Source organism: Mesorhizobium sp. WSM4848, from assembly GCF_055811375.1.
The window spans coordinates 18,136-39,125 of the sequence record NZ_JBVVPX010000037.1; the positions used below are offsets into that span (position 1 = coordinate 18,136).

The window sequence follows — 20,990 nt, forward strand, 5'->3', positions numbered from 1 at the left end:
GCAGGTTCTGCTCCAGCAACTGGTAATCCCTGTGGATATGGGCGTCGCCCAGCAGGTCGGCGCCGAGCACCGCCCCCCGGGGGAGGTTGGATGAACCTGACGGAAGCCCTGCGATCCGAGCATCGGAAGAGGTGGTCAGATCGACCAACGGAACACCGCGATAGGTGTCTGACAGCCTCGCGGTCGCAGGCAAGGCGTGTTCTGGAGCCCTTGCCGGTACTGCCGCCGCTGCAGCTTCCCTCATCGCACCGCGATCGACAAGCCAAACGTCGTTGCCTCCCTCTGGCCTCCGGGCGGTGTAGCCGTGACCTTTAATCTCGTAGTTCCATTCCGGCTGGTCCGCGTCCGGCAAGAGGCCATAATGGTACAAGGAAGAGAGCATCGCGTCTGGGACGCGTTGAGTCCCATGGGAGAAGCCTTCAGGGACGGCGAATGAGATGTTCATGAAGTCCTCGACCGCAGCGGGGGTCGCCTCAGACCTTGCAAAAGGCGCGGCCTCCGCATGCAGGCTTCCAATGTGTTCGGACCCTGTGCCTTGAACGGGTACCCCTGCCAATGGCAATTCACCCAAGTGCTGCACGGGGGGCTGCCTCGGCACGCGGCCGCCTGAATTGTCGATTTCGCTCGGCGGCTGCTGAATGGCGGCGGCTTGCGGCGTATTCAGGGCCCACTGCCTCTCCGTCGGCCGCAACGGCGCCGTCGAATGTTCATGGTTGATGATGAACCGCTCGGGTGGCAGGGTGTTGCCCTGGTCAAGCGCATCCGGCCAGGGCCGGTGTTGGCTGGCCGCTAACGCTGGCGGGGCGGCGGCCTCAACTCCGGCGTGTCCAGAGCCGGCCGCTGCCAAAGCGTCCGCCACGATCCTGTCTGACGCGGGCTTCGCATCGCGAACCCGTCCCAACGCCAAGCGGAGATAACGATTGCCTGGAAACAACCCCTCGGCGAGTTTGATCCGCGAATCATGATCCAGCCCAGAGATCGTCTGGCCCCGACTCTCAAGCGCCATAGAAAAATTGCGAAGATTACGACCATAGATAAGACGGGTGCTTAAGGCCAAGCTGCTGTCACTGGCCACTTGTTCCAGGACATGCGCGTCTGCCTTTGGGGGCGCCGTCACTGGCCACCGGCCAGTCGCTGAATAGCCCGGCTCATGATACGCACGCAGGACGTTCAACGCCGGCTTTATGTCCCTGTCTTTCGGAAAGAAAGTCTCGAAGTGATCGACCAGGGATTGGTGATTTCTTAGATCAGTCGCTTGGCCACGAGCGCCGAGATCATTCGCCAATCGGCGAAGCGCAGACGTGTATACTCCGAGCGTCTGCGCGCTATGGTGTTGCTGAGCCGCAGCGTGGGCGATCGCCTTATCAATCACGTCCCGGTGTTCGTCGGACAGATGGAGATAGCGGGTGGCAGAGGCACCAACAGCCGCTGAATAGCCCGGCTCATGATAGGCACGCAGGACGTTCAACGCCCTCTTTATTTCCTCCTTTTTCGGAAAGAAAGCATCGGCGTGATCGACCAAGGATTGGTGATTTTTTAGGTCAATCGCTTGGCCACGAGCGCCGAGATCATTTGCCAATCGGCGAAGTGCAGACGTGTATTTTCGAACCGTGCTCTCGTCATATGTTTTCTGAGCCGCAGCGTGGGCGATCGCCTTATCGATAAGGTCCCGGTGTTCGTAGGACAAATGGGGATAGCCGGTGGCACGGGCGCCACTCGCGACAGGTTCGGCTCGGCGCGGCTCGGCCACGTGCGGCTCAAAACCCGCTTGCCGGGCCTGGCCCGCATTCGGCAAGGGGTCGTGGCGGCCCACGAAAGGGAGCATCGCGTCTGGGACGCGTTGAGTCCCATGGGAGAAGCCTTTGGGGACCGCAAATGAGACGTTTATGGAGTTCTCGATCGCAGCGAGGTGCTTCTCAGACCATGCGGACGGCGCGGCCTCCGCATGCAGCCTTCGGGTGTGCTCGGACCCTCTCCCTTGAACGGGTACCGCTTCCAATGGCAATTCACCCAATTGCTGCACGAGGGGCTGCATCGGCACGCGGCCGCCTGAATTGCCGATTTCGCTCAGCGGCGGCTGAATGGCGGCGGCTTGCGGCGTATTCAGGACCCTCTGCCTCTCGGCTGGCCGCACCAGCGCTGTGTAATATTCGTCGTTGATGATCACCCACTCGGGTAGCAGATGGTTGCCCTGGTCAAGCGCTTCCGGCCAGGGCCGAATCTGCTGTTGGCTGGCAGCTAACGGCGGCGGGGCGGCGGCCTCAACTCCGGCGTGCCCAGAGCCGGTGGCTGCGAAAGCGTCGGCAACGATGCTGTTGAGGTCACCCGGTCGAGCGGGCATTCCTGGGTCGCTGAAAAAAGACGAGGCGGCTTGATCATCCTGCCGTCGCTGAAGCACTTCGCGGAACCCCTGTTCAAGTCGCAGAACCTCTTCTGGATTCGTTGGCGACTCGTCAGCTTGATCCAACAGCCTGCGGGCCTCGGCAAGGTGCTGGTTATAGCCCACTTGCCGGGCCTGGCCCGCTTGCCCCTCTTCCAAGCCGGAGTCCTGCACCTGCGACGAAGCTGTTACACGGGATGGATTACTATTTCGCGGGTCCACACTAGCCTCACATCAAATTGTATCGTCAAAGTCCTGCGCCAATCCACGCAGCGGCTCATCGGGTTGAGATTCTGCCGAGAGCCCCTCGTCTGCTTTCATCAAGGGCGCCGGCTCCGGGAGAGCGCCTGTCTGGTTTTCAAAGATGCGTTTCAGAATGCGATCCGAAAAATATCGCACCTTCCTCAATTGCAATGGTGGCAGACCTTTGATGAGAACGATCTCGTAACTCGTCGTTGAGCAGCCGCACCTGTTCGGGACGCAACAGCGGTGCACCTTGATGTGAATTCTGGATGTTCCAATGGAACGTCGCGCCTGGCTGTAGGAAATCGATTGGGCTTGAAATGTGTATTCACCGATAGCTTTGGAAATGTAGTTCGGAGTCTCGTCATCGGCAGTGGCCATGAACACTTGCAGTCCGGTATTGCTGAGAAAATTCTGCTTGCCAGCCTCGCCATAAGCCCCCGTCAGAGCCGAAAGGCTTTGGATGATGAACATGAAGCGACCCTTGTAGCCCGCGATGGTCGTAATTGCGGTCTCGATCGCCTCCAGCTTACCCAAGTGCTTGAATTCATCGAGCAGAAAGAAGTGCAACGTCCTGAACTGCACGTCGCGCTTGCCTCTCGGCGGATTTGAAGCTCCCAAGATCGCGTGCTGTACCGCGCGGGTTAGCGGTTATTACCCGCTCTGCAACATTGGTCAGTGGCCCGTCCGGAAGGTCAAGGTGGTTACGCCGTTCCTCGGCCCCTCCTCCCGTCGCGGGATGAACTTCCAGCTGCACGTTTCCATTTACTATCGCGATCCATTGCTCGGCTTCCAGAGTCGTATCTCTACCCAGGTTACCACCGAAGCTTGATCCGCTAAACCAATATGGTGTTACACTTGTAGTCTCGCATAGGCTTCTCCCAGCTCTCTGGGTCACGCCGAGAGCCGTCGATGAACAGGTGAGCACAAGGTTCGCGCCCCTCTGGGGAACAAATCTGTAGACCGACGTTCCCTCACTGAAATTTTATGCGACTTTTGGGCGAACAAACACCAAACAACACTACAAAGGCTCCGCTCAAATTCTACGGAGTCCAAGACAAGATACAGACCGCTGATGGGTCCGACGCGGTACTCTAACTTAACTTGGGACGCGATGTCGGATGAGCGTGAGCCCTGTCGGCCGAAGGGCATTTACCGTGAGTCCTTCGGCGAGGACAAACCCATCGTCGTTCTTGCCGGCAAGCTCAATGCCAATCGCTGCCATGGCGCAGGTCACTGATCTCCTCTCGCGGCGGCGCCAGATCATCGCCATCGACGTTGAAGGCCACGGCCAGGTCTGCGAGACACGCCCATGAACCGCGAAAGGAACGGCGATGACGTTGCCGCAGCCGGCGCCACCTGGGGATAGTCCAAGCCGACGTAGCGGTTTGGCCGACCATCTGCACAACGGTAACATTTCCGTCGTTTCCGACGATTATAGGTTGCGCATCACTTCTGATTCGGGGGACCAGATGGCGGATTAGCGCAAGCAAATCTTTCGTACGAGCAGCAAATGGCGGTGGAACGGCCGACGCCGGCCCCGTGCCTAAGAGCGCTGCGGACTGGGGCATCAAGGGTCTGGCCATCCTGCCGGTGATGTCTAGAAAACCCGACGCCTTCGAAGCCCAAAAGTCGAAGGTCTGCCGGCCGACGCCAGCACCATGTTCGAGCAGCTGTCCGTCACCTGGAACAGGTTGTCGGCTCCAACGATCTGCGCCCGGCCTGGTGGCTGGAGGAAGGCGCAGCTCGCTCGCGCGCCGTCTGCAAGATCGACGCTTCTGGCGTCGACTACAAAAGGCGCTCCGGCACCTGGAGCGGGTTCGGTTTCTGGTCGCGCCGGGTATACTGTGCACCAACCATCACGTCCTCAACAGCAAGGAGGTCACCGCCCGCAGTCGCGCGCTGTTCGATTTCGCCGCCCTTCCCGACGGGACTGTGCGACAGGTCTCAACTTTTCACCTGCGTCCCGATCTCCTTTTTTGGACCTGCCCGGTCGTCGCAACCGGCGGCAAGGGCGGTCTCGATGTCACATTTGTTGCCGTCGAAGGCCAACCCGGCTCGACCTTCGGCAGCATTCCGCTTCTGCGGCAAGCCTTTGTTGTAGCTGACGAAGACAAGCTGAATGTCATCCAGCACCTAAATGGACGCCTCAAGGAAGTCGCGATCCGCAACAACACGGTGGTGTTCCAAAACACCCAGGTCGTCCAATATCGGTCGGACACCGAGGCGGGCAGTTCGGGCGCGCCGGTAATGAATGACGGTTGGGAGCTCGTAGCGCTTCACCATGCGGCGAAAGAAGACAAGTCGAACGAAGGCATCAAGTTCTAGGCGACTCGCCGCTGCTCTGGAACTGGAGGCGCAAACCGGCAACGCAGATGCGGCGCGGCTTTTTGAGCTTTTCACCGGCACGGATGAACTGGCCGGGTTCTTCGGCACCCTCGGTCGCGCGGTTGTCCAGAACGACAGCGGTATGGAGCGGGTCGTCGATGCCTACAACGGCGAGGATCTCGATCGGCTAGCCAACGTTTGTTGAACCATTCGATGTTCCAGAAAACGCAATCACGTTGGCAGTGGTGCCCTCTTGATGAACCGTGATGGGTGAGCCGATCAACTCACGCTCAGAGACGATATAACGCGGGCAGACCACCCCTCAGGCGGTGCCGCGCTCTTAGGGTGGCGGAGGCACGAAGCTGGCCTTGGGAGATGCACCCGAACCGACAATGGCACTTGGCCTCGATCCTGTCGGACCTCTACGAGCGCCTTGACGATGTGTGATCCCGATCGGCGGATGCACGCGGTCGGGCGACCTCAAGTGCCTCGCCGTCAGGCCCGCAAACAAGGCCGTTTCGGGCGGCAAACGTCTCGCCCCACTCCTTCATCGCGTTCAGGACCGGCGCGAGCGTCTTCCCGAACTCTGTGAGGGAGTACTCCACGCGGGGCGGCACTTCGGCAAAGACCTGGCGTTCGACCACGCCGTCGGTCTCGAGCTGTCGGAGTAGCATCGTGATGGAGCGCTGGCTCGGCTCGCCCACCATGCGCCGGAGTTCACCACGTCGGGGGCCGTTGAGGAGTTCGTAGATGATCAGCGGTTTCCACTTTCCGCCGGCCACGTCGACCGTCACCTCCACCGCACAGTTGTAGGCGAAGCTCCAATGATGTACTTTATACACCTATAGGCAAAAATATTGCCTACTTGCAAGAACACTTGTGGCATCGACATCCCTTTGGTCATTGGCAAATGTCAGGAGACCGAGAATGAGAGCTGCTTTCTACGACCGGCAGGGCGCCGCGAAGGACGTCCTCCAGATAGGTTCTCTTCCTGATCCCGAGCCCCAGTTCGGCGAGGTCCGGGTCAAGGTGGCCGTCTCCGGCCTGAACCCCTCGGATATCAAGACGAGAACGGGCTTCGGCGGCAGGCCGATGCCCTTTCCCCGTGTCGTTCCCCATCAGGATGCGGCCGGGATCATCGACAAGGTTGGGCCGGGCGTGTCCGAGGAGCGGATCGGTGAACGGGTCTGGGTTTTCAAGGCTCAGACAGGCCAGGCGTTCGGATCCGCGGCCGAGTTCGTGGTGGTTCCTTCCTCCCATGCGGCCCCTCTTGCCGAGAATGCGTCGTTTGATGTCGGGGCTTCACTGGGCATCGCGGCCATCACCGCCCATCGCTGCCTCTTCGCCGATGGTGATCTGCGCGGAAAGCGCGTTCTCGTCCAGGGCGGCGCGGGAGCCGTCGGCACGGCGGCCATCCTCCTCGCCAAATGGGCGGGCGCCTGGGTCGCGGCGACCGTGAGCCGCGAGGAGCAAGCCACGGTGGCAGCGGCGGCGGGCGCCGATCTCGTGATCAACCGTCATCAGGAAGACATCGCTGAACGGATCAGGGCCACGACCGGCGGCCGTGGCGTCGAGCGTATCGTCGACGTCGATTTGGCAGCCAACGTCGAGGCCGATATCGCCTGCCTCGCTCCGAGCGGCGTCGCGACGGCCTACGCGACGGAGGATCCGACGGTCAGGTTGTCGATGCCGTTCCTATCGACGATGTTCGGGGGCTATGCCTTCCGCTTCGTGTTCTTCTACACGATCCCTGAGGATGCGTTCCGCCAGGCAGTCGAAGAGGTCTCCGCCTGCGTGGCGGCTGGGGCCTACTGGCCGCAGATCGCGATGAAGCTGCCGCTCGACCGCATTGCCGAAGCGCATGAGGCACAGGAGAGGGGCAAGGCAGTCGGCAAGATCCTGATCGAAATCTGATCTGATCTTGCATTTTGGCGACGGAGCCTGCCACCCATCCCTCACTCGGGGTCGGGGCACATATGCTGATTTCCTGCACGGCCTAAAAGCGGTCGTTCAGGAGATCGTCAACGGGCGGCTTCGAAAGCGCCGCCGGTAGTCGTTGGGCGTCAAGCCGACGATCCGGATGAGCACTTTCCGGAGGGCGCCGGGATCGGATGACCACCGAGGTTCAGCCGCAGGCCAACACCATGTCGGGATACGAGACCCAGCAGGTGCTGGGAGGATGACCTCGTCGCTTTCGCCGACGGTGCCACCAAGGCATTGTAGATGACCTGCTTCGGTCCCAACCGTCACCTGATCGAGGTCGCAACGGAGCTTTGCGATGATGGCCTGGCGCAGCGCCGGCGCATCGTTACGGGCGTGTACCGCATCTTGCCTGCTGCGAGCGCGGCCACGACCGCATCCTTGGGCCTCCTGTTGGCGCACGAGCGCGAGCAGTTCCGGAGCGACCGCGCGATCGAAGGCCGCGACGCCATCCTCGTCGCCGAGAACGACATCCCCGGCATGACCACCATGCCGTTGGCAGCAACGGGAAGGTTGATCTCGCCGCGCAGCGAGCAAAGCGTTCTTCCTCAAGGCACTCGAACCGCTCGGTGTAGCTGTTGCCTTGGAGGGGACGCCGACGTACGGTGTCGAGCTTGGCCCGAAGGGTAAGGCTTCATTGTGCATGTACCAAACCCAGGAGAAGCCGGCGCATCTTCACGGCCGAGAATCGCCAGCAAGTCGAACTTTCTATCGCGCGGCTCTGGAGGCAGGTTGCAAAGACAATGGTGCGCCTGGTCTGCGCCCGCACTGCCACGCGACCTACTATGCAGCTTTCGTCATTGGTCCGGACGGGCACAACATCGAAGTGGTTTGCCACGAACCCGATGCCTAACCCTTCCATCCAGGGGACGTCCACAAGCGGGGCTTCGCTGACTTGCGGCCGCCCCGCATAGCAAACGTCGAATATGTGCTTCCAGCCCAGAAGCATTTGACTATGGCCAAAGTGCGTCTAGCTGGACGCGTCACAACATCCGCCCTTGGAGACCAGACGAGGCCGCCTGATTACTGACATACGGCGCGAAGCGGCCATTCACCTGCAGGAGACAAAGGTCGCCTTCGGTGAGGGGCGTGAATTTAACGACGTCACTGGCTCGGATCGGCGGAGACACTGCGCTCCACCCATCGCACAGTGCCGAGGGTCATATAGACCAACGCGCCACGGCTCACCCCGGTTGTTCGCAAGCAGTCCTCGAGTTGGCCCGCGTGAATTCGCATGTCCTCCTCCGATGGCGCGATGTCGCTTTCCAATCAAGAACGACCGAGACGCGGCCATCGTCCATAGCGACGGCATCGATCCGGCCGGCAAGCGCTGGTGTGGTCGCTCTCGATTTCCATCTCAGGTCTTGCAGGATCGAAAGTGTCCGACGTGCAATCGGATGCGTGTGTCACTTGGCAGTTAATGAGGGTCTTCCTCAATTTGTGTGGTTCATCCGCTGTTAGCGACGCTATCGCTATGGGCGGGCATGCGAACGAAATCGAAATGGTCGCCCGGCCCAGGGGTCAGAATTCTGGGTGTCGCGCTCACTGATGATCACAGTTGGGTTGTTTCCGCTGCCGGACCAGCGATCGGCATTTGCCCCGATTGTGGCCGGCGAAGCCGAAGTCGGCATGGCTGGTCCAACCGCAGCCTTCAGGATCTGCCGGTCCAGGGCAAGCCCGTGACGGTGAAGCTTCTGCTGAGCCGCTGGCGATGTGCACATCAGAAATGTGAGCGACAAACGTTCACTGATCGACTCCCGACGGTTGCTTCCCCTTATGCGCGCAGGACGACGAGGGTCGTGGAGATTGTCGGCTTGCTCGGCCATAGCACGGGTGGACGTCCTGGCGAACGCCGCATGCAACGGCTCGGCATGCCGGTCAGTGACGACACCATCCTGCGGCAACTGAAGCGGGATGCCGCGGTTACTCACCGCGCCTCCGAGATTCGGGTGGTTGGCATCGATGACTGGAGCTGGCGGCGAGCGACGCGATACGGCACTATCATGGTTGATCTCGAGCGCCACTCGGTCGTCGACATTCTCGATGATCGGAGTGTCGATAGCGCAGCCAGGTGGCTGCGGAATCATCCCTCCGTCGAGGTATCGTCAGCCGAGACCGCTGCGGCCTTTATGCGCAGGCCGTCCGTGAAGGCGCACCGCAGGCTCAGGTGGCCGACCGGTTTCATCTGGTCCAGAATCTTCGTACGGCAATCGAGGAACAGATGAGCCTTAGTGGCTTGCTTCAGGAAGACCCATCCTGTCCGAGGACGCTATTGTCGACGCTGCGACACATCGCCGGCGTGCCCGTCTCGGGCATAGGCAGTCTCGCCAGGAGATATTCGAGATGCTCCACGCCTTACGCCAGGAGGGTCTATCCTACAGCGCGATCGCCCGACGGACCGGCGATGAGCGTCGCAGCGTAGCGAAGTGGCTCAAGTTCAAGGCTCCGCCAGATAGGCGGCGAGCAGCATTTGAACCCCACATCACCATGGTGCTTTGAAACGTTCATTGCCCAATGCTGGAAGGAAGGGAACCGCTGCGGACGGCATCTTTTTCATGATGTCAAGCAGCGCGGCTACACCGGCAGCTTCTCCAATCTGGAGCGACTGCTGGCAGCTTGGCGGCGGTCCGAAAAGAGTGCGCGCCGATGATGTTCCTTCGATGGCGATCAGCTTGGGACCCGTTCGAGATCCGGATACCGGCCACGCGATTTCGCCAGTTGTTGCCGCGGCGCTGTGCATAAAGCCAAGAGGCCTGCTGGACGCCTCGACAAGCAAGGAAAGTCGATGCCCTGAAGCAGGGATCTGACGCATTCGCCGAGATGCGACGCCTGGCAATGCACTTCAACGGTATCCTTCGGAGCAGGAGGTCGGAAACACTGGACCCCTGGATCGACGATGCAATCGACTCCGACATCATTCCGATCATGCGATTCGCGTGTTTTGCGCAGAGACTCGATGCCGTCAACAACGCCATCGAGCTGCCCTGGAGCAACGGACAGGCCGAAGGTCAGATCAACCGCCTCAAGACCCTCAAGCGCGCAATGTACGGCAGGGCAGGCCCCGAACTGCTGAGAGCACGAATGCTGCCACCGCGCCACACAAATTGAGGAAGAACCCAGTTAACTGCCAAGCGACAGCAGAAAATCCTCCAGCGAAAGTACGTCCTCGACCATCCCGATCCGCCCCTTGCGGCCTTGATAGTTACATTTTCGATAGTTACAGACGCAACAACTTGGATCGTCAAGCCTGTCTGCGGGCGGCGATCTGTCGAAACCTGAACGGGAGGTTCACATGCTGGTCAATGACGTCTCCCTGCGCGGGCTGATCCCGGTGGAGCTTGCAAAGGGATTCGGTTTCTTTCAGTCAAAGCCGTCTTCCGCCTTCTCACCGGTGGCGGTCACCCCCGGGGAGCTGGGCGATGACTGGGACGGAGGCAAGCTGCACCTGCCGCTGGCCGTGGACTTGAACGGCAAGCCCTTCGGCCGCGCCAACGCCGGCATCGACATGACCTTCAATTTCCTACGCTGATGGCCCACGCGCCGAAAACACGGCCGCTCGCCGCCGGCACAATCATCGGCTCGGGCACGGTATCGAACAAGCTCGGCGATGGGCCGGGCAAACCTGTCTCTGAAGGCGGCGTCGGCTATTCCTGCATCGCCGAGATCAAAATGATCGAGACTATCGAGCAGGTGCGGCAAAGACACCTTTCATGCGTTTCGGCGACACGGTCCACATCGAGATGAGAGACAAGGCCGGCCACTCGGATCTTCGGCGCGATTGAGCAGACGGTGACGCAACACAAGAAGGAAGCCTGAGACCATGGCCAAGCAATTCGCATCTGTCGGCGATATGGCAGAGAAAAAGATCTCCTTCACCGAGATCGGCCGCGACTTGTGGGCCTTCACCGCCGAGGGCGACCCGAACACTGGTGTCATCATCGGCGACGAATCGGTGATGGTGATCGACGCTCAGGCCACGCCCCGACTGGCCGGCAAGGTGATCGAGAAGGTCAGGACCGTCACCGACAAGCCGATCAACTATGTCGTGCTGACGCACTATCACGCTGTGCGGGTTCTCGGCGCTTCGGCCTATGGCGCGCAGCAGACGATCATGTCGGAGAAGGCGCGCGCCATGGTCGCCGAGCGCGGGCAGGAGGACTGGGACTCCGAGTTCGGCCGGTTTCCGCGCCTCTTCCAGGGCCACGAGTCGATCCCCGGCCTGACCTGGCCGACGCTGACCTTCAACGACCGGTTGACGCTCTATCTCGGGAAGCGGCGGGTGGACCTTGAATTCCTTGGCCGCGCGCATACGGCAGGCGACATCGTCGCCTTCGTGCCCGACGCCAACGTCATGTTCACCGGCGACATCGTCGAGTACCATTCGGCCTGCTATTGCGGCGACGGCCATTTTGCCGACTGGCCGCGCACGCTGGAGGCGATCCGGTCGTTTGACCTCGACGCGATCGCGCCGGGACGCGGCGACGCGCTGGTTGGCGCGGAGAAGGTCAATGCCGCGCTCGACAAGACTGCCGATTTCGTCAGTTCCACCTACCGGCCGGTGGCGCGGGTGGCGCAGGGCGGTGGCTCGCTGAAGGAGGCGTGGGACGCGGCGCGCGCGGCGTGCGATCCGAAATTCGCATCCTACGCTATCTACGAGCACTGCCTGCCCTTCAACGTCGCCCGCGCCTACGACGAGGCGCTCGGCATCGACATGCCGCGCATCTGGACCGCAGAGCGCGACCGACAGATGTGGGCGGAACTTCAGGGCTAGCAGTCCGGATGCGACCCGGCGGGAGGACACATGGCAAAGATCTTCGAGACGCCGCTTTATCCCTACAGGCGCTCCCCTGATCAGGACGCAATCGCGCCAGTGCGCCGTCCGGTTGTTGTGGTAGGCGCCGGGCCGGTCGGTCTAGTCTGCGCCATCGATCTCGCCCGCCAGGACATTCCCGTGGTGGTGCTGGATGAGAACGACAAGGTCAGCTTCGGCTCGCGCGCGATCTGCTTCGCCAAGCGGCCGCTGGAGATCCTGGACCGGCTGGGCTGCGGCGAGCCGATGGTGGAGAAGGGCATCGTCTGGAACGTCGGCAAGGTGTTCTTCGGGAACCGCCGGGTCTACGAGTTCAACCTGCTGCCGGAGGCCGGCCACAGGCGGCCGGCCTTCATCAACCTGCAGCAGTACCATTTCGAAAAATTCCTCGTCGACCGCGTGTGCGAACTGGAGGCGGAAGGCAGGTCGATCGAAATCCGCGGCAACAACAAGGTCACGGCGGTCGAACAGGATCGCGACGGGGTGATGCTCTCCATCGACACGCCGGAAGGCCCTTACCGCCTGCGTGCCGACTGGCTGGTCGCCTGCGACGGCGCCAACTCGCCGATCCGCGCAATGATGGGGCTCGACTTCATCGGCCGCGTGTTCGAGGACAATTTCCTCATTGCCGACGTAGTCATGGACGCCGAGTTTCCGACCGAGCGCTGGTTCTGGTTCGACCCGCCCTTCAACCGCAGCCAATCGGCGTTATTGCATAAGCAGCCCGACGGCGTCTGGCGCATCGACCTCCAGCTCGGTTGGAACATCGAGAAGGAGCGGGAAAAGCACCCGGAGAACGTCATCCCGCGGCTCAAGGCAATGCTGGGCGAGGACGCCAAATTCACACTCGAATGGGTGTCGATCTACACCTTCCAGTGCCGGCGCATGGAGAGTTTCCGCCACGGCCGGGTGCTGTTCGCGGGCGACTCGGCGCATCAGGTCTCGCCGTTCGGCGCGCGCGGCGCCAATTCCGGCCTGCAGGATGCCGACAACCTGGTGTGGAAGCTGAAGCTTGTGATGGACGGCAGGGCGCCCGAAAGCCTGCTCGACAGCTACGATACCGAGCGTATCCATGGCGCCGACGAGAACATCCTCAACTCCAGCCGGTCGACTGACTTCATCACGCCGAAGTCGGAAATGAGCCGGATTTTTCGCGATGCCGTGCTCGATCTGTCCGAGCACTTCGCCTTCGCGCGGCCGCTGGTCAATTCCGGGCGCCTGTCGGTGCCGTGCACCTATGGCGGCTCGCCGCTCAACGGCCCTGACGCGCAGGGGCTGCCGCCGCGCACCCAGCCCGGCTCGCCGGCCGTCGATGCGCCGATAAAGGGCGGCTGGCTGCTCGACCGGCTGGGCGACCGCTTCCAGCTTCTTACTATTGAAGCCGAGGCGCCCGACCTGATCGAAAGCGGCGGCATTGCGGCCGAGCGGCTGGCCCTGTCGGCTGCGGACGATCCGACCAACGCGCTGCGAGAGCGCTATCTCGGCGATGCGGGTTCGGCGGTCTATCTGTTGCGCCCCGACCAACACGTCGCCGCGCGCTGGACCGCGTTCGACTGCGCGGAGGTCGAAGCCGCGCTTGCGAAGGCCACGGGACGCTGACGGGAGAAACCGGCGATGACGACACTCAATACGGCTCCGAACATTCCGCAGCCGGACGATTTCTACGCCGAGCTGCTGGCTCTGCACGACGGGCGAAGCAAGGCCGAAAGTGACGCCATCAATGCGCGGCTGGTTCTGCTTCTGGCCAATCATATCGGCGACGGCCGGGTGTTGAGTGATGCGCTTAGGGCGGCGGCGGACCCACCGCAATAGGAATGATGACAAGGGAGGACGCAGCTCCGGGTGGAAGTGTCCGGAGCAGGGCCAAGGCAGAGAAGCCATTCCAATGAACATCGAGAGAATTCACCACGTCGCCCATCGCTGTAAGGACGCGAAAGAGACCGTCAACTGGTATGTCAACAACCTCAACATGGACTTTGCTCGCCATCGCCGAAGACCAGGTGCCGTCGACCCACGAGCACGACCCTACATGCACGTCTTCCTCAACGCGGGCGACGGGTAACGTGCTCGCCTTCTTCGAGTTGCCGACCAAGCCGGAGATAGGCCGCGACCCGAACACGCCGAAATGGGTCCAGCACATCGCCTTCAAGGCCAAGGATCGCGACACGCTCTTGGCCTTCAAGGACAAGCTGAAGAAGAACGGGATCGATGTGCTGGGCGTCACCGACTATTCCATTTTCCATTCCATCTACTTCTTCGACCCCAACGGCCACCGGATCGAGCTGGCCTGCCCGGATCCGAAGGAAGAGGCGATGATCGAGAGGCTCGAAGCAGTGAAGTGGGATCTGGAGGAATGGTCGAAAACCAAGCGCGCCCGGGAGCATACCGAATGGCTGCATGCCAAGGAACTGTCCAAGGCATGAACCCGGACAGCTGGCCGCCATCTGAAAGGGGCGCCACATCGCGGGATCGGACCCCGCGATGAGCAAGCCTGTCCTCTACGACTACTGGCGCTCGTCGGCGAGCTATCGGGTGCGCATCGTGTTGAACCTGCTCGGCATCTCCTGCGAGACGGTATCCGTGCACCTTCTGAAGAAGGAGCACAAGACGCCGCAGCATCTCGCTCAACCCGCAGGGACTAGTGCCGGTGCCGGAGATCGACGGGCTGAGGCTGACCCAGTCGCTCGCTATCATTGAATATCTGGACGAGACACGCCCGGGCTCCGGCCTGTTGCCGCCGGACCCAGCCGGGCGCGCGCGTGTACGGGCGCTGCTGCCGACATCCATCCGGTCTGCAACCTTGGCCCTGTCAGCCATGTGATGGCCCTGACAAAGGGGGGCGAAGAAGTACGCGTCGCGTGGATGCGGAAGTTCATCGGCGAGGGGCTGGCCGCGTTTGAGACGCTCCTCGAGAGTCCCACGACAGGCCTCTTCTGCCACGGCGAGCTGCGGCACCAGGCACAGATCGGCCATGTATAACGCCCCATCGCTGGAATGCGGACATAGGCGCATTGCAGCGCGTCAACGCGATCGCACAGCGTTGTGCGAAACTTTCGGCGTTCGAGGCCGCCGCTCCCCGAAACTGACCCAACCAAAGCGCACTCTGGCAGACCGTCGGCAGCGGGTCGAACCGGATTCGTTCCGCTGTGGCGACGCCCTGTCAGGCGGCGCTTTGTTCCAAACGCTGCTCGCGCACGCCCATATACCAGTCTGCGAATTCCGAGATGCGCTTTTCCTGGGTGGAGTATCGGCCAGGCCCGTAAGCGGAGGAATTGACGCCCTTCGGTCCGTCAATGCACGATGAACAGGAACCTCGAATCCCTGAATGTGCTGCTCTCCGGCGGCCATCACACGAGTGCTCCGCCGCCGAAGGAGAAGAAGGAGAGGAAGAAACTCGATGCCGCGAAGGCGATCGACAGGCCGAAGACGATCTGGATCAGCCGGGCGGAACCCAGCTGCCATGTCGCCAAAGGCAAGGGTCAAGCCCGTGGTAATGATGATGATAACCGCGACGATCTTGGCGACGGGTCCCTGCACCGACTCCAGGACCTCTGCAGCAGCTGTTCCCAAGGCAAGCCGGAGCCCGCCGCGCAAGCTGGGACCGTGAGAACAAACGCGAGCCCGGCGGACCAAAGAAAGCGAAGCTTCTTGCACATGAATTCCGTTTCAAAACAGCTGAAGTTGCGGGAGCGTCAGTTGGGTGACGGCGTAATCGCCGCTGGCCTCTGACCGCTGGACCATGGTTCGTCCGGTTTGACGACCGACTTTTCACCGCCGCCGGCTGAGTAGCCAGTGTCGCCCGCCGCCACCGAGACCGGCAACTGCTACGCAGAAGGACGAAGCCGATGCCACACATCCATTTCGTAAATCTTTCTATCTACCAATTCGATTTCCCCGATTATCTGATGAGGAATATGAGGGCGCCAGGTGGCGTGGTGGGTTGCATCATAAGGAGTATCTGCGATGGCAAACATCATCGAGGGTAAGTCCTCGCGCCGAATGGCTCATCGGCACCGATCTCGAGGATTGGATGGCGGGTGACGAGGGCAATGACCGGTTTGAGGATCGTCGCGGCAATGACAAGATCGAAGGTGGCGATGGCGATGATCACGGCATCGGCGGCGAGGGAAATGACCGAATCTGGGGCGGAACGGGCGACGACTATCTTCGCGGCGACAACGGCCGCTTCCAACCGCGCCTCGTCGGCGAGAATCATGACAAGCTCTCCGGCGGTCCCGGCGACGATGTCCTCTACGTGGGTGATGGCAAAGACAATTTGACGGGGGGGCCGGCAATGACACGTTTCTGTTCCAGTTCCACAATCCGATCCACGGAGTAGTCGAGGGGACGGCGGACATTACCATTATCAGCGATTTCAACGCGAAGGAGGACACTTTCGCCTTCGATGAGGTGGGCCGCGGCGACGACGGTTTTGGCGCGAACTTCGTCAACAACGCCGCCGCAAAATCTGGCAGCCCGGTGAGCAGCTTCTACAGCGGTCCGTCTGCGGGTGCGAAGGGCGAGCATGTGGTGGTGATCACTGACGACTCTTTTGAGACTGCCTCCGACGCAGCGCGTAAGATCTCCGGCGAGGCCATCGGCGACATCATCGTCTACTACTGACACGACGATTTTAGCAAAATGGCAAAGCTGGCGTATGTCACCGCCCGCTGACAGCAACGCCGCTGATTTGCGCATCAACCGAGGAGTTTCCCCAACGTGTTCGTATCCTTCTTCCCGCAGCCGAAGCCTTTTTTCATCTCGGCCGCCGTCTGGAGCCTTCTGCTCGTCCTCCTGTGGTTTTTCGGCGGCGAGCACCTTGGCACGATGCTCGGCATGCCGCCGGTCGACCCGCAGGCCGCCCCTATCATCAGCCCAGTAAGATTCCTGACGCCGGCATTTCTCTGGTTTTATGGATATTTCTTCGCCGGTATGGGCGTATTCTACCTTTTCTGGGCGCTGTATTCCCCGCATCGCTGGCAGAACTGGTCGATCCTTGGCTCTGGTTTGATCATTTTCGTCACCAATTTCATCGTCCAGCTCAGCGTGGCGCTCAATGACTGGCGCGGCATGTTTTACGACATGGTGCAGAGGGCACTCACCACACCGGGCTCCGTTTCCCCTGCCGAGCTTTACCACGGCGTATGGCAGTTTCTGTCCTTGGCCCTGGTCTATATGAGCATTGCCGTTCTGAACGTCTTTTTCGTCAGGCACTATGTGTTTCGCTGGCGCACCGCGATGAACGATTATTTTACCGCTTACTGGCCGCGGCTGCGCCATATCGAAGGGGCGTCGCAGCGCGTTCAGGACGACACGATGCGCTTCTCCGGCACAATGCAGGGGCTCGGAGTGAACTTCATCGACTCCATCATGACCCTGATTGCATTTTTGCCCTTGCTGGCCTCCCTTTCCCTCCATGTCTCGACGCTTCCAATCGTCGGCGCAATCCCTTATCCGCTGGTCATCGCGGCGGTCGGGTGGTCGCTGTTTGGCACCAGCTTGCTGGCAATCGTCGGCATCAAGCTTCCCGGCCTGGAATTTCGCAATCAGCGGGTTGAAGCCGCTCTGCGCAAGGAGCTTGTCCTCGGCGAGGACGATACGGCACGCGCGCAGCCACCAACGCTGGCCGAGCTTTTCAGAAGTGTTCGCAAGAACTATTTCACTCTCTATGCGCACTATGTCTATTTCGACATGGTCCGCTATCTCTATCTCCAGGTCGACAACGTTTTTGCTACCTTCCTTCTTGTTCCGACCTTAGCCCTTGGCAAGATAACATTTGGCGTTTTCCAGCAAATTGTTACCGCGTTTTCCCAAGTCGCCAGTTCGTTCCAATATCTCGTGAATTCCTGGCCGACCATCGTCGAGCTGATATCCATCTACAAACGCCTGCGCGCCTTCGAGGCGACGCTTGAAGGGGCGCCGCTAACGAAAATCGACCAGGACTATTTGGCGCGAGAGCGGGCCGGCTTGCGCCTTGAGGATCAGCCGGTAAGCTGAGCGTGGCGGGCGGCGAGCGCTTCTAGTCAGCCGCCCACCGACGTCTGCTTTTCGCCGTCACGTCGCCGTGAAACATAGTCGCGGTAGCTGATGCACTCGACATCGGGCTTGGTGCAGACCTCGCCGGCAAAGCGCTCCAGCGCATGCCAGTAGGCGCCGTCATTTATCTGCGTGAAATGGAACCGAGTTCCAGCGGAATGCGTTTGCCCTGGTACTGCATATCGAAAACGGGGCGGAAGGCGTCTGTCCGGTCGGCGAATTCGTCCGCCTTGCTCGGCCGCTCGAAGCCGCCGGAATGCCTAACAGAAGATTGTAATCCATCGCGATCACCCGCCTTGTGTCGGGACCTTCCGGAATCTGCGGCAGCGAGAAGCGTGTGGATGCCGTCGTGGGTCGGTGGTCGGGCAGGGCCGCGCGACACACTGCTCCCGTCGAACAGATAGCCCGCTGAGAGGTTTCCATGTTCTTGAGGCGGCTCCGAACCGGCTGGACCGACGATGACGTCCGCTCCGTCTACATGATCCGGCAGACCGGGAAGTCCAAGAGCTGCATATGGCGTTGGCAGAGCGCTTCGCCGCCGAAGGCTTCAAGGGCTGTTGCGCGACGCGGCCCTCGCGTATTGCGGCTCGGGGCCCGAAGCCCGCCGAGCGCGGTTCTGGTAAGGTCGTGAGAGGAATCGGGCGACGGGCCAGAATCATGAAATCCATTGCGGCATTATAGACATTTCAGTAACAAATAAGTTAACATTCTTTCAATTGAATTTTGGGGCTTGTTATTCAACAATTAGGCAGCCGACCCGCGGCAAGATCAAGCGGGTTAGTCGAAATCCAATTTTGCTGGTGCTTGTTGAGGGATGAGACGCTACGCATTTTGCGCGAATCTGCAAATGATTTTGTAGCTTTATTACATAATGGTTCTTTGGAGTTGTTTGCATGCGCGCAGAAAACGATCATTGCGATGTGATCGGTGTGTCGGTCGCTCCCACCCAACTTAATAGTCTGTCTGCTGCGATTCTGCAGCAGGAGGGATGGCGCGAGTGTCGCTGCCAGACAATGTGGTGACCTGGGCGGCAGGCCGTCACCAGACGCTCAGGCGGATGCTTTCCGACCAGCGTTTCAATCTATAGAGATAAGGAATTGTGTTCCGTTTTTCACGTCGATGGGAAAAATCGGGATGTTAGCTGCATGGAAAAGGAGTTGACGGTTTAGGAGCGGGATGCGGCGCCAACGCACTCCGGAATCAGCCGAGGCGCGCTCGTGGGTTCGGCTTAGCCGAGAGGGGAATCCGCGAAGCACAACTCCAATTGACCAAGAGGTGAAAGCCGCGCCAGGGTATCTCTCCGCCTGTCGCTACGAAGCTGCTGTAGGCAACGCTGCTTCAAACGCAAGAACTCGCCGGACGCGATGATGTCAGTGGTCCTCGGCCTCTCGAAGGCCATATTGATTTCTTCGTGGATGCGACCTGGCTGTGCCCTGCATGACGATGATTCGATCCGAAAGCAGGAAGGCTTCGTCGATGTCGTGACGAAGACGACCGTCGTTTTGAACTGCTCCCAAACATCGAGCAGCAGTTCCTGCATCCTGAGCCGTGTAGCCGAACGGAGACAGTCGAGAATGCTGCCAACGGGATTGTGCGCGGGATCAAGGAGCCTGCGAGGGCTGGAGCGAGATCGGTGAGTGGAGGGGTATTCCTCTGAGCGTCTTCCTCCAGCATGTTGGCGCGGACATGACAGCCAAATATGTCGGCTTCAAATGCGGACCGCTATTATTCGAGTATCGTTATGCCGACAGCACTGCACCCGCAAACCATCCTGGCGCTCGATTTCGGGAAGGATTCTTGCCGCTCAAATATCGTTCACCGATGAAGCTTAGGATGTCGACTAAGCTCGGCTTCAAGAACCCCAAGCATATCCTAGAGGTGTTCGTCGCCAATGATTATCCGGGCGGCTACTGGGAAGACCAGGGCTCCAACTGGTTCAGTGGGCTGTGAACAGCTCCGCGGCCAGCCGTGGGTGCCGTAAACTTCCACGATCGATTGATAGGCTATTGACCCGCGGCGGGTGTACCCTCAGCGATCATGCGAAGATCGTGTGACTGTCCAAGTTTCGGCAAAACGCAGGCATCCCACAGATGGGGCACTCGGCTGCTGCGGGTCACCGTCGACGACAGTCACACTTACTGATCTCGATATAATTGTTGAACCTCGGTCTTAAGAGCAGCAGTGCTGACCTCAAGCTCCTTAACCGTGTCGAAATGAGTTTGGCCGCGGGCATGGCACGCGCAAGCGGAGCACCCTGGCCAGCCCATTGTGCTCCGAATCCGCGCTCATTTCTTGCTTTTGCAGCAGCATGCAGCGCCTTTCCAGCATCGTAGGCGATCTCTGGGCAAACGGACCCCTACGATCTGCCATCAGGATCCGCCGACAATTGCGTCTGAATGACCCCTTGTTTTTGCTCCACCTTTCCTAAGCCCGCTGCAGTTGTCGGGCCGGCTCTGGTCCTGCCGGCTGAGGCCGTGAATGCGCCTCAGACGCCACCGTCATGAAAGCCTGAAGTGCCGCGGAGAGATACTCGTCGCTCCGCGTCACAAAAACAGTCGGCGCCGACCGCAGGTTGTCAGGTAGCTGGTGTATGATGACCTGTCCGTCGGCTGCCGCATCCTGAACGACCCCCCGAGGTAGCATGGCCATCCCTACCCCGGCGGCGACGCAGCCGATGATCCCGTCCATTGTTCCGAGTTCCATCCAGCGGACATGCGTTACCCCACACGCCGCCAGGAACGTGTCCATGCGCCGGCGACAGGAACAGCCTGATCTGGCGAGGCGGCGGCCTCAACTCCGGCGTGCCCAGAGCCGGCCGCTGCGAAAGCGTCGGCCACGATGCTGTTGAGGTCACCCGGTCGAGCGGGCATCCCTGGGTCGCTGAAAAAAGACGAGGAGGCTTGATCATCCTGCCGTCGCTGAAGCACTTCGCTCAACCCCTGTTCCAGTCGCAGAACCTCCTCTGGATTGGTTGGCGACTCGTCAGCTTGATCGAACAGCCTCCGGGCCGTCTCGAGACCCCCGGCTGACGCGGACTCCGCATCGCGAACCCGTTGCAACGCGAAGATGAGATTGCGTTTGTCTGGAAGTAACGTCTCGGCGAATTTGATCCGCGAATCGTGATCCAGCCCAGAGATCGTCAGGCCCCGGCTCTCAAGCGCCTTAGAAAATCTGCGAAGATTACGACCATAGTCAGCACGGCTGCTTGGGGCC

13 protein-coding genes and 10 pseudogenes are annotated in these 20,990 nt (G+C 60.6%); 15 read left to right on the plus strand and 8 right to left on the minus strand.

Features of this window, described 5'->3' with window-relative positions; genetic code table 11:
• Together AC0L16_RS27065 and AC0L16_RS27070 are read right to left on the minus strand one after the other, a co-directional pair.
• Nucleotides 1-2,539: pseudogene (locus AC0L16_RS27065) on the minus strand (Ulp1 family isopeptidase); the annotation flags it as partial.
• A 75-nt stretch (nt 2,540-2,614) separates the two neighbouring features.
• The gene (locus AC0L16_RS27070; RefSeq protein WP_473624337.1) at nt 2,615-3,208 is read right to left on the minus strand and encodes a type IV secretory system conjugative DNA transfer family protein; all 594 of its coding nucleotides are present in this window, start codon (nt 3,206-3,208) and stop codon (nt 2,615-2,617) included.
• A 1,140-nt stretch (nt 3,209-4,348) separates the two neighbouring features.
• On the opposite strand from AC0L16_RS27070, the gene AC0L16_RS27075 reads away from it, so the two are divergent.
• Complete coding sequence (locus AC0L16_RS27075; RefSeq protein WP_473624338.1) at nt 4,349-4,951, plus strand: trypsin-like serine peptidase; 603 nt, start codon at nt 4,349-4,351, stop codon at nt 4,949-4,951.
• Nucleotides 4,908-5,156 carry a hypothetical protein gene (locus AC0L16_RS27080; RefSeq protein WP_473624339.1) on the plus strand — a complete coding sequence of 83 codons (249 nt, stop codon included), beginning with the start codon at nt 4,908-4,910 and terminating at the stop codon, nt 5,154-5,156. Before AC0L16_RS27075 ends, AC0L16_RS27080 begins: the two co-directional genes overlap by 44 nt.
• 217 nt (nt 5,157-5,373) lie before the next feature.
• Here AC0L16_RS27080 and AC0L16_RS27085 read toward each other — a convergent pair whose 3' ends face one another.
• Nucleotides 5,374-5,793, minus strand: a complete 420-nt coding sequence (locus tag AC0L16_RS27085) for a winged helix-turn-helix transcriptional regulator (protein ID WP_473523899.1) — start codon at nt 5,791-5,793, stop codon at nt 5,374-5,376.
• An 85-nt stretch (nt 5,794-5,878) separates the two neighbouring features.
• Here AC0L16_RS27085 and AC0L16_RS27090 point away from each other — a divergent pair, with 85 nt between their 5' ends.
• The 10 genes and pseudogenes from AC0L16_RS27090 to maiA all read left to right on the plus strand — a co-directional run bounded on the left by AC0L16_RS27090 (nt 5,879) and on the right by maiA (nt 14,827).
• The gene (locus AC0L16_RS27090) at nt 5,879-6,865 is read left to right on the plus strand and encodes an NADPH:quinone reductase (protein ID WP_473624340.1); all 987 of its coding nucleotides are present in this window, start codon (nt 5,879-5,881) and stop codon (nt 6,863-6,865) included.
• 309 nt (nt 6,866-7,174) lie between these two features.
• Entirely contained in the window at nt 7,175-7,561 is a 387-nt protein-coding gene (locus AC0L16_RS27095) for a hypothetical protein (protein WP_473624342.1), read from the plus strand.
• Nucleotides 7,458-7,784, plus strand: a pseudogene (locus tag AC0L16_RS27100) (VOC family protein); the annotation flags it as partial. The gene AC0L16_RS27095 and the pseudogene AC0L16_RS27100, both read left to right, overlap by 104 nt.
• 631 nt (nt 7,785-8,415) lie before the next feature.
• A pseudogene (locus AC0L16_RS27105) lies at nt 8,416-10,039 on the plus strand (ISL3 family transposase).
• 181 nt (nt 10,040-10,220) lie between these two features.
• A pseudogene (locus AC0L16_RS27110) lies at nt 10,221-10,747 on the plus strand (fumarylacetoacetate hydrolase family protein); the annotation flags it as partial.
• A gap of 4 nt (nt 10,748-10,751) precedes the next feature.
• Nucleotides 10,752-11,702: an MBL fold metallo-hydrolase gene (locus AC0L16_RS27115; RefSeq protein WP_473624343.1), complete on the plus strand. Its 951-nt coding sequence runs from the start codon at nt 10,752-10,754 to the stop codon at nt 11,700-11,702.
• Between the two features lie 30 nt (nt 11,703-11,732).
• A complete protein-coding gene (locus tag AC0L16_RS27120; protein ID WP_473624344.1) occupies nt 11,733-13,340 on the plus strand; it encodes an FAD-dependent oxidoreductase in 1,608 nt (535 codons plus the stop codon).
• Nucleotides 13,341-13,355: 15 nt separating this feature from the next.
• Nucleotides 13,356-13,553: a DUF2783 domain-containing protein gene (locus AC0L16_RS27125; protein ID WP_473491973.1), complete on the plus strand. Its 198-nt coding sequence runs from the start codon at nt 13,356-13,358 to the stop codon at nt 13,551-13,553.
• Nucleotides 13,554-13,626: 73 nt separating this feature from the next.
• Nucleotides 13,627-14,164: pseudogene (locus AC0L16_RS27130) on the plus strand (VOC family protein).
• Between the two features lie 58 nt (nt 14,165-14,222).
• Nucleotides 14,223-14,827, plus strand: a pseudogene (maiA, locus tag AC0L16_RS27135) (maleylacetoacetate isomerase).
• Nucleotides 14,828-15,088: 261 nt separating this feature from the next.
• Here maiA and AC0L16_RS27140 read toward each other — a convergent pair.
• Nucleotides 15,089-15,397: pseudogene (locus AC0L16_RS27140) on the minus strand (TrbC/VirB2 family type IV secretion system protein).
• Between the two features lie 374 nt (nt 15,398-15,771).
• Here AC0L16_RS27140 and AC0L16_RS27145 point away from each other — a divergent pair.
• Nucleotides 15,772-16,080: a hypothetical protein gene (locus AC0L16_RS27145; RefSeq protein ID WP_473624346.1), complete on the plus strand. Its 309-nt coding sequence runs from the start codon at nt 15,772-15,774 to the stop codon at nt 16,078-16,080.
• On the opposite strand, the gene AC0L16_RS27150 is transcribed toward AC0L16_RS27145, so the two are convergent.
• A complete protein-coding gene (locus AC0L16_RS27150) occupies nt 15,993-16,559 on the minus strand; it encodes a hypothetical protein (RefSeq protein ID WP_473624390.1) in 567 nt (188 codons plus the stop codon). The two genes, AC0L16_RS27145 and AC0L16_RS27150, sit on opposite strands and share 88 nt — an antisense overlap.
• On the opposite strand from AC0L16_RS27150, the gene sbmA reads away from it, so the two are divergent.
• Nucleotides 16,461-17,738, plus strand: coding sequence for a peptide antibiotic transporter SbmA (gene sbmA, locus AC0L16_RS27155; RefSeq protein ID WP_473624348.1), 1,278 nt, complete (start codon nt 16,461-16,463; stop codon nt 17,736-17,738). The two genes, AC0L16_RS27150 and sbmA, sit on opposite strands and share 99 nt — an antisense overlap.
• 26 nt (nt 17,739-17,764) lie before the next feature.
• On the opposite strand, the pseudogene AC0L16_RS27160 reads toward sbmA, so the two are convergent.
• A pseudogene (locus AC0L16_RS27160) lies at nt 17,765-18,189 on the minus strand (polysaccharide deacetylase family protein); the annotation flags it as partial.
• 1,202 nt (nt 18,190-19,391) lie between these two features.
• Here AC0L16_RS27160 and AC0L16_RS27165 point away from each other — a divergent pair.
• Nucleotides 19,392-19,727 (plus strand): annotated as a pseudogene (locus tag AC0L16_RS27165) (molybdopterin-dependent oxidoreductase); the annotation flags it as partial.
• Nucleotides 19,728-20,201: 474 nt separating this feature from the next.
• On the opposite strand, the gene AC0L16_RS27170 reads toward AC0L16_RS27165, so the two are convergent.
• Both AC0L16_RS27170 and AC0L16_RS27175 read right to left on the minus strand, forming a co-directional pair.
• Nucleotides 20,202-20,525 (minus strand): LysR substrate-binding domain-containing protein, encoded by a 324-nt coding sequence (locus AC0L16_RS27170; protein ID WP_473624350.1) that lies wholly within the window; start codon nt 20,523-20,525, stop codon nt 20,202-20,204.
• Nucleotides 20,495-20,990 (minus strand): annotated as a pseudogene (locus tag AC0L16_RS27175) (hypothetical protein); the annotation flags it as partial. The gene AC0L16_RS27170 and the pseudogene AC0L16_RS27175, both read right to left, overlap by 31 nt.